The sequence below is a fragment of the Subtercola sp. RTI3 genome (assembly GCF_035018625.1).
Lineage (GTDB): Bacteria > Actinomycetota > Actinomycetes > Actinomycetales > Microbacteriaceae > Subtercola > Subtercola vilae.
Map to the genome: position 1 here is coordinate 20,556 of NZ_JASJXO010000053.1, position 8,522 is coordinate 29,077.

At 68.1% G+C, this 8,522-nt stretch carries 7 protein-coding genes; 4 read left to right on the top strand and 3 right to left on the bottom strand.

Annotated elements, in window-relative coordinates:
- Positions 1-85: 85 nt before the first annotated feature.
- Genes QN358_RS15655 through mtrA form a run of 3 tightly spaced genes read right to left on the bottom strand, consistent with a single transcriptional unit; the run spans position 86 to position 4,151 of the window.
- Positions 86-1,762 (bottom strand): LpqB family beta-propeller domain-containing protein, encoded by a 1,677-nt coding sequence (locus QN358_RS15655; RefSeq protein WP_323512907.1) that lies wholly within the window; start codon positions 1,760-1,762, stop codon positions 86-88.
- Positions 1,749-3,428, bottom strand: a complete 1,680-nt coding sequence (gene mtrB, locus QN358_RS15660) for an MtrAB system histidine kinase MtrB (RefSeq protein WP_323512908.1) — start codon at positions 3,426-3,428, stop codon at positions 1,749-1,751. Before mtrB ends, QN358_RS15655 begins: the two co-directional genes overlap by 14 nt.
- Before the next feature lie 36 nt (positions 3,429-3,464).
- Complete coding sequence (mtrA, locus tag QN358_RS15665; protein WP_323512909.1) at positions 3,465-4,151, bottom strand: MtrAB system response regulator MtrA; 687 nt, start codon at positions 4,149-4,151, stop codon at positions 3,465-3,467.
- A 77-nt stretch (positions 4,152-4,228) separates the two neighbouring features.
- Here mtrA and QN358_RS15670 point away from each other — a divergent pair, with 77 nt between their 5' ends.
- The 4 genes from QN358_RS15670 to QN358_RS15685 all read left to right on the top strand — a co-directional run.
- Positions 4,229-5,188: an aldo/keto reductase gene (locus QN358_RS15670; RefSeq protein WP_323512910.1), complete on the top strand. Its 960-nt coding sequence runs from the start codon at positions 4,229-4,231 to the stop codon at positions 5,186-5,188.
- Positions 5,189-5,300: 112 nt separating this feature from the next.
- Entirely contained in the window at positions 5,301-6,581 is a 1,281-nt protein-coding gene (locus QN358_RS15675) for a hypothetical protein (protein ID WP_323512911.1), read from the top strand.
- Positions 6,578-7,276: a DUF4129 domain-containing protein gene (locus tag QN358_RS15680; protein WP_201799255.1), complete on the top strand. Its 699-nt coding sequence runs from the start codon at positions 6,578-6,580 to the stop codon at positions 7,274-7,276. The genes QN358_RS15675 and QN358_RS15680 overlap by 4 nt, the downstream gene beginning before the upstream one ends.
- A partial coding sequence (locus tag QN358_RS15685) for a DUF4350 domain-containing protein (protein WP_323512912.1) occupies positions 7,273-8,522 on the top strand: 1,250 nt, incomplete at its 3' end. The genes QN358_RS15680 and QN358_RS15685, both read left to right, overlap by 4 nt.

Here is an 8,522-nt window from a genome sequence, read left to right on the forward strand (position 1 = left end):
CCCGGGCATCCGGAACCACACCGGCAGACCGAGAACTCTGTGGAGAACTGAGCGCACAGAAAGCCTGTGCACAAGCGCGCAGAAGCTACATCTGCGTGGCGATGAACCCGATGTTCTTCGCGGTGGTCTGCCAGCCGCTGCCTCGCTGTTGCTGCAGTTCGCCGTCTTTTGTGAGCAGCCAGAGACCCGACACATCGTTGCCGCCGACGATCGACACCGCATTGTCAGGAACCGCGAGCGGCGCACTGCTGCCGCCGATCTGCTGCAGCACCAGATGTTCGCCGCTCGGCGAGACGGTCAGCGACGCCACATTCGACTGATCGACCCAGGTTGCGTCGACCGGGGTTCCGGCCCCTGTGGCGAGGGTGACCGGGCTGCCGAGCCGCACCGGGGCACCGTTCTTATCGCGGAGAATCGCAGCGACCAGCAGGCGCGGCACCCCGTCGGCGACGGTGAAGGCGAGCACCCGGGTTCCGTCGCGCGAGACGTTCAGCGAGGTGATGCCCGTCGCGCCGTCCCAACTGGCAGCGACCGGATGCACGGTGCCATCGCTCCCGTACGCCTGAATGTCTCCGGGCGAGGCTCTGGGAACCGTCCACACGAAGCCCGACGAATCGAGCGACGGCGGTACGAGGCCCGGCCGAGTGTCGACCAGCACGGGCGCGTTCGACCCCGGCTGCACGGCATACACACCCGCAGCGGTACCCACCGCCGACACCGTGGCCGACGAGGTCGCCGACACCGGCGAGAGCGCCTGCACCTTGTCACTCACCGAGGGCACGGGAATCAGCGAGCCACTCGAGAGATTGCCGAACTGGTTCGCCGTCTCGACGAGCGGCCGTGAATCGACGCGCGGATTCGTGACCGGCGCGAACCCCGGCGCGATCGTGACCGGGTTCTGGTTGACGGTGATCGCCACACTCGCCACACTCGCCACGGTGCCGAGGCTCTCGTCGAGCTGCGCCTGCATGCGCTGCAGGGTCTGCTGCGACTGGGAGAGCACCTGGTTCGACAGGGGCACGTTCGCCGTACCCGAGCTCACGACCACTGAGGTGGTCTCGGTGCCGTCGGGGAAGGCCGTGACCACCGCGCCCTGGCCGAGCCACGGCGTGGGGCCGACGAGCAGTGCCCGCACCACCCGGGTACTCGTGGTTTCATCTTTGGGAAACCAGCGAATGTCGGGCACCAGAAAGCTGTAGGTCGGGTCGAAGAAATACAGCGCGTGCGAGCTGAACACCTGCTCGAAGCGCAGCTGCTGCAGGATGATTCCCGGGTTGGCAAGGCTGATGCGCCACTGGCCACCCTCCTGGCTGAAGGTGAACGGCAGGGTGACCGATGACGACGACGCGCTCTCCTGGTACTCGCCCGTTGCATCGATTTCGGCCTGGGGCGTGACGCCCACCGTCATGGTGGTGTCGGAGGTGACCGTGAGCGCGGGCTGGCCGGCGTCGATCAGCACGCCCGCATTCGGATCCCACTGCTTCGAGAAGTCGCGCGTCAAGAACTGCCGGGCGACCTTGTAGTCGTTCTGCGGGCTGGCGGCGGCCTGCAGAAACCCGCTCAGAATCTCGGCCTGGCTCGCGTTTGTGACGGGGCCCGACGGCAGCAGAATGAAGTCGCCGTCGTTGGGCGTGGCACTCACGGTCTGCGAGTGAACGTCGCCGGTGTCGGGGATGCCCGTGCAGCCGGCGATCGCGAGAACGACGAGAGCGGCGGCGGCCAGGGCAGGGCCGAGGCGGCGTGAGCGGTCAGCCACGGGCATCCGGCACCCCCGCATGGCCGGAATCGGCGTCACCCTCGGCATCGAGCGGCGGCAACGGAAGCGGCGACGTACCGGCCCGCTGCCCATGCACCCGCGGGAGGGTGAGCCGGAAGCAGCTGCCCGCCCCGCTCTCAGACCACACCTCGAGTGCGCCGCTGTGCAGCGCAGCGTCTTCGAGGGAGATGGCGAGGCCGAGGCCCGTACCGCCGATGGTGCGTTTGCGCGACGGATCGGCCCGCCAGAACCGCTCGAACACGCGCTCAGCCTCGAGGGCGCTCATACCGATGCCGTAGTCACGCACCGAAAGCGCGATGGCCGAGACGTTGCTGTCGATCGAGACCACGATGGGGCGGCCCTCGCCGTGCTCGATGGCGTTGCCGAGAAGGTTGCCCACGATGCGGCGGATACGCCGGGCGTCGATCTCGACCTCGACGTGCCCGCCCGGTGCGTCGATGAGCAGCTCAGACCCGGCCGAGTCGGCCAGGGGGCGCATCTGGTCGATGGCGTCTTCGGCGAGACGCACGAGATTGGTGGCCTCGACGTTGAGGTCGGCCGAGCCCGCGTCGAAGCGGCTGATCTCGAGCAGGTCGTTCAGCAGCAGCTCGAATCGCACGGTCTGGGTGTGCAGCAGCTCGGCGGTGCGACCAATGGCCGGCTCGAAGCTGTCGCGCTGGTCGAAGAGCACGTCGCCGGCCAGACGAATGGTCGTGAGCGGGGTTCGCAGTTCGTGCGATACGTCAGAGACAAATCGCTGTTGCAGCTGCGAGAGGTCTGCCAGCTGCGTGATCTGCCCCTGCATGCTGTCGGCCATGCCGTTGAACGAGCGGGCCAGGGTTGCGATGATGTCGTCGCCCTTCTCTGGTATTCGAACCTCCAACTCGCCGCTTGCGAGCTTCTGGCTGGTCTCGGCGGCCACCCGAATGGGTTCGATGACGAGCCGAACGATCACCCACGCGACCATGGCGATGAGCAGGGTGAGCAGCAGGCCGGCCACCCAGAGGGTCTGCTGCACGAACTGCAACGTCTGGTCTGAGTCAGAGAGGTTGTAGCCGAGGTAGAGCAGATACTGCCCCGAACTCGGAATAGTGAGCGGTGTGCCCACGATGATGCCCGGGTCGGTGCCGCCGTCACCGTTGCTCAGCGGGCGCGACTGCCAGTACTGCGTCTGCGTGCCCGAACCCGCTGCCACTTCGTCGCGAAGCTGGGTCGAGATGACGCCCGTCGTCAGTTCGGGGCTGGCGAAGGGCAGAAACGACGTGGCACCCTGGTCTTGGCCGGGGGCCGCGTAGATGGCGATCAACCGCGACGACGAGGATGCCCGAATGCTGGTCTGCGCCGAATCGAGCAGTGTGCTCGCCGACGCCTCGCTCGACGCGTCAGACGCGTCGAAGATGTTCTGCGCCGCCGTGGCCGCACGGTTCGCGTCGAGCAGCACCTGGTTCAGCCGCGAGTGGAACAGGTCGTTGCCGATGCTGACCGACGTGTAGATTCCCGCGCCGAGCAGAGCCACCATGGTGAGGGCGATCGTGATGGTGATGGTGCGAAACTGCAGCGACCGGCGCCACCATCCTGCGAGTTGGCGCGGCCACGCGCGCCACTCCTGCGCCAGAAAGGGACCGATGCGCGTGTGGCCGGGCGGGCCCAGCGGCGCGACCGAACTCACCACAGCACACCGTCACTCACAACTTCACCGCGCAACACCTCAGACCACGGCGCCGGCCCGGTAGCCCACACCGCGCACCGTCATCACGATGCTCGGGTTGTCGGGATCTTCCTCGACTTTGGCCCGCAGTCGCTGCACGTGCACATTGACGAGTCGAGTGTCTGCCTTGTAGTGGTAGCCCCACACCTGCTCGAGCAGCATCTCGCGGGTGAAGACCTGCTGCGGCTTCGACGCAAGCGCGTGCAACAGGTCGAATTCGAGCGGCGTGAGGTTGATGCGGGCTGCGCCCCGACGCACCTCGTGCCCGGCAACATCGAGCTCGAGGTCGCCGATGCGCAGGTGCTCCGAGGCCGACGTGGCCGCAGCCGCCGGCCGCAGCCGGGTGCGGATGCGCGCCACCAGCTCCTTCGGATTGAACGGCTTCACGATGTAGTCGTCGGCGCCCGACTCGAGCCCCTTCACCACATCGGTGGTGTCTGACTTTGCCGTCAGCATGATGATGGGAACGCCCGATTCGGCGCGGATCAGCGCACACACCTCGATGCCGTCGATGCCCGGCAGCATGAGGTCGAGCAGTACCAGGTCGGGCTTGGTCGTCTGAAAGACGCCGAACGCCTCAGAGCCGTCGGCACAGAAGATCGGTTCGAAATTCTCGGTGCGCAAGACGATGCCGATCATTTCAGCGAGCGCCGGATCGTCATCGACCACGAGTATGCGAGCATCCATAGCTCATAGGCTAGTCGAGGGTGCACTCTGCCCGCCGCTGGCCGACTACGAACATGCTCGAAGAAGAGGAACAAACGATGCAGTCACGGCTGTTGGCCGGCAGAGCGGTGTCGGCTGTGCTGTTCGGCGGGGCGTCGCTCAGTTTTCGAACCGAGCTGAGCGAAGACGAGCGCCGGGCCGGCCTGCGGCTCGCGCTCGATTGCGGGCTGACGTTCGTCGACACCGCGCTCGCGTACTCGACGGCCGATGAACCGCATTCGAGCGAGCGGATGATCGGCGAGGTGCTGCGCGAACGCGGGTGGGTCGGGGGTGTGGCTGGCGCTGGTTCTGGTGCTGCTGAACCGGGCTTCGCGGGTGCTGCCGAACCGGGCCTCACGGTCGCGACGAAGGGCGGCCACTACCGCGACGGAGAGCGTTTTCCTATCGACAACCGCCCGGAGAAGCTCGAGCGCGATGTGCACGGCAGCCTCGAGGCGCTGGGCGTCGACCGCCTCGACCTCTACTATCTGCACCGGCACGACGAGAACGTGCCCATCGAACACAGTATCGAGGCGCTGGCCGCGATGCAGGCCCAGGGGCTCATCCACCGCATCGGAGTGTCGAATGTCGACCTCGCTGAGCTGAGGCGCGCGCAGAGCGTGGCAGCGATCGCCGCGGTGCAGAATCCGCTTCGGCACGCAGCCGACTCTGGTCAGCGCGAAGTGGTGGCCGCTGCAGAAGCGGAGGGGCTGCTCGTGCTGTTCTATTCGCCGCTGTCGGTGATGAACCCGTCGGCAAACCCGTCGTCTGCGGTCGACTCGTCTGCCGCGACGGGCGCAGTGGGCTTTGCGAACGCGCCGCGAATTCGCGAACTCGGCGAACGCCTCGGCGCCACGCCCCAGCAGTTGGTGCTCGCATGGGCGCTGGGCCTCAGCCCCGCCGCGGCGGTGGTCAGCGGCGCAATGTCGGCGACGAGCATCCGGGAGTCTGCCGCGGCGGCCTCGCTGAGTCTGAGTCCGGATGACCGGCTGAGCATCGAGCGGGCGCTGCCGCAGTGAATACTGCTCAGCTTCTCGCCGGGTGCCACCGCAGTGTGCGAACATGGTGGCGTGAAAGTGCCGCGAGGCACGGCGTGGGTGGGCACGCTTCGAAACGGAATGAGGAACACCGTTGAGTGACGATCACAGCGAGCAGGGTGCTTCGGCGAGCGCGGGGGGTGCGCCGGGAGCCGCAGCGGATGTGCCGCGGTACGGCGAGTACGCGCAGGCTCCGCCGTCTGCCGCTGCACCGGGGTATGAGGGGTATCCGCCGCCGGCGCAGCCGGGGTACGGGGCGCCGCAGTATGCGTACGCGCCAGGCGCGACGCCGACCGGTGCGAGCAGCGAGCAATGGGCGCCGCCGCCGAAGCCCGGGCTGATTCCGCTGCGGCCGCTGGGGTTCGGAACACTGCTCGGCACCCCGTTTCGAGTGCTGCGACGCAATGCTGGGCCCACGTTCGGAAGCGCCCTGATCATCCAGTTCGTGATCGTGCTGATCACGGCGCTCTTCGTGGGGGGCGCGACGTTCTTCGCGATCACCCGGGTGTCGTCGGCGAGCGCTGCCGATCGTAACTCGATCGTGGCCGGGTCTGTGGCGATCGTCGCCCTCTCGACCCTCATTCCGCTCGCGTTCGCACTCGTGTCGAGCGCGCTGCTGCAGGGCATCCTGGTGTTGGAGGTGTCACGCGAGGTTCTCGGTGAGAAGCGCCGCATGGGCGAACTCTGGAAAGCCGCCGCCAAACGGCTCTGGCCGCTGGTGCTCTGGATTCTGCTGCAGGCCATGGTCGCGGTTGTTGCCCTCAGCATTGCCGTGGGCATCGTGGTGCTGTTGACATTCATCGGGCCCGTGGGTGTCGCTCTTGCCGTTGTCGCGGGCATCCTGTTCGGGCTGGGCCTCGTGGTGCTGGCGGCGTGGCTCACCACGAAGCTCTCGCTGGTGTCGTGCGCCATCGTGCTCGAGGGGCTCGGCGTGCGGGCGGGCATCGTGCGGTCGTGGCGGCTGACGAACCGTTCGTTCTGGAAGACGCTCGGAACCGAGTGGCTGGTCAACGCCATCGTCTACATTGCAGCGCAGGTGGTCACCCAGCCGATCTCATTCATCTTCGGCATCGTCATCGGCGTGGTGTTTCCGAACGGTGTCGGTGGGTCGAACGGGTCGGGAGGGTCGGTGAACACCGGCTCCATCGGGCTCGCGGTGGCGCTGTACGCGCTGGTCGTCGTGGTGCAACTGGTGTTCGGCGCGATCGCAGCGGTCGTTCAGGCCGCAACCGTCGCTGTCATCTACATCGACCTGCGTATGCGAACGGAGGGTCTCGACATCGAACTCGTTCGGTTCGTCGAGGCTCGCCAGGCCGGTCTGAGTACACCCGACGACGACCCGTTCAGGGTCAGCGTTCCCGCTGGGCGGGCATGATCGCAACCGGCCTCGGGGTTCTGACCGACATCCCCCTCGATCCCTCTGCTCCGGATGCCCGGCAGTGGCTGATCGACGAGCTCGCCAAACCCGAATACCAGGCCGCCAAACCCACGTGGCTCGACCAGGCCGCGTCGGCCGTGCGCGACTGGCTCGGCTCGCTGTTCGTTCCGTCGAGCGGAAATCTCGGCGGGCTGCTGCCGGTCGTCATCGTCACCATCGCGGTAGGGCTCGTCGTGGCGGCGTTCATCGTGTTCGGTCGCCCGCGGCGCAATCGATCGGCGGCGGAGCCGCTCGAGGCCCTGTTCGGGGTGGATGACCGGCGCAGCTCATCGCAACTGAGAGCATCCGCTGCCGCGGCCGCCGCGTCGGGCGACTACCGTACCGCGGTCGAGGAGCTGTACCGGTCAATCGCCCGGCGGCAGTCGGAGCGCACGGTGGTTCGGGTCTCCCCCGGCACCACGGCGCAGGAATTCGCTGCCCGCGCAGCGCTGTCGTACCCCGCAGAGGCGGGAGCCCTCGTCGCGGCAGCCCGCGTGTTCGACGAGGTCAGATACCTCGGCGCCACGGCCACGAAGGCGGCCTATGAGCAGCTGGCCGCGCTTGAACGCCAGCTTCGCGACCTCGCGCCGGTCTCGCGCGAACCGGTCGGAGTCGGCACTCCGGGTGGCCCCGGGGCAGGGCTCCGCGCGTGAGCCAGCTCGCAGTAGCCTCGACGCCGACCGTGCGGCAGTTCTTTCGGCGGTCGGCGTTCTGGATCGGCGCCGCGGTCTTCGTGCTCGCCGCCAGCCTGGTGCTGGTCGTGGTGAACGGCGGGGGCCAAAGCGTCGACAGCGGAGCGCTCTCGATCACGAATGCGGGCCCGGGCGGAAGCAAGGCTCTCGCCGAGGTGCTGCGGCAGCAGGGCGTGAGTGTGTCGGCGGCGACGACCCTCGACGAAGCCGTGGCGGCCGCCCGTGACGGCTCGAGCGCTGGCACCGGCACCGGCACCGGCACCACGCTCGTCGTCTACGACCCCAACGGCTACCTCCCGACCGACCGCCAAGCAGAGCTGATCGGCGTCTCGGATCGGCTCGTACTGATCGACCCCGGAGTATTCGAACTGGGCGACCTCGCCCCCGGTGTCGGCGCGGCCGGCAGCGTAGACACCTCGGCACCGCTCACCGCCGGCTGCAGCCTGCCCGCGGCCCAGCGCGCCGAGACCATCACGGCAGCGGGCTCCACCTATCGCGTCACCGGCGCGGGCCAGATCAGCTCGAGCGGGTGCTTCGAGTCGTACGGCGATGCGTACTCGGTGGTGCGGGTGACGGAGGCCGGGCATCCGGTGACCGTCGTCGGGTCGACAGAGGTGTTCGACAACGAACACATCGTCGACGCCGGCAATGCAGCGCTGGCGCTCGGGGTGCTCGGCGAGGGCAGCCGCGTGGTCTGGTACGTGGCGAGTGCGGCCGACGTGACGGCCGACGGGGCTCCGAGCCTGGGGCAGCTGACGCCCGACTGGGTCACCCCGCTGATTCTGCTGCTCATAGCCGTGTTCGTGGCGGCCGCCGTGTGGCGTGGGCGGCGGCTCGGGCCGGTCGTCGTCGAGAACCTGCCCGTGATCGTGCGGGGAAGCGAGACGGTCGACGGCCGCGCGCGCCTCTATGCACGGTCGGGTGCCCGCAGCCGCGCGCTCGACGCGCTTCGCGTCGGAACCCTCTCCCGTCTCGCCGGTCTGCTCGGCCTGCCGCGCAGAGCGTCGGTCGACGACATCGTGGCCGCCGTCGGCGAGGCGACCGGGCAGAAGGCCGATGGCATCGCCGCAACGCTGCTCAGAACGGTTCCCTCCTCCGAAGCTCAACTCGTCGAACTGTCGACGCGGCTCATCGAGCTCGAGAACGCCGTACGGCTCGCACTGGGCCGGCCGGCGACTCCCGCCTCTCCTGTCTCTTATACACATCT

Coding starts and splice junctions, on each gene's coding strand:
- QN358_RS15680 (WP_201799255.1), top strand. CDS start 6,578: ATGATCGCAACCGGCCTCGGGGTTCTGACCGACATCCCCCTCGATCCC.
- QN358_RS15655 (WP_323512907.1), bottom strand. CDS start 1,762: ATGCCCGTGGCTGACCGCTCACGCCGCCTCGGCCCTGCCCTGGCCGCC.
- mtrA (WP_323512909.1), bottom strand. CDS start 4,151: ATGGATGCTCGCATACTCGTGGTCGATGACGATCCGGCGCTCGCTGAA.
- QN358_RS15670 (WP_323512910.1), top strand. CDS start 4,229: ATGCAGTCACGGCTGTTGGCCGGCAGAGCGGTGTCGGCTGTGCTGTTC.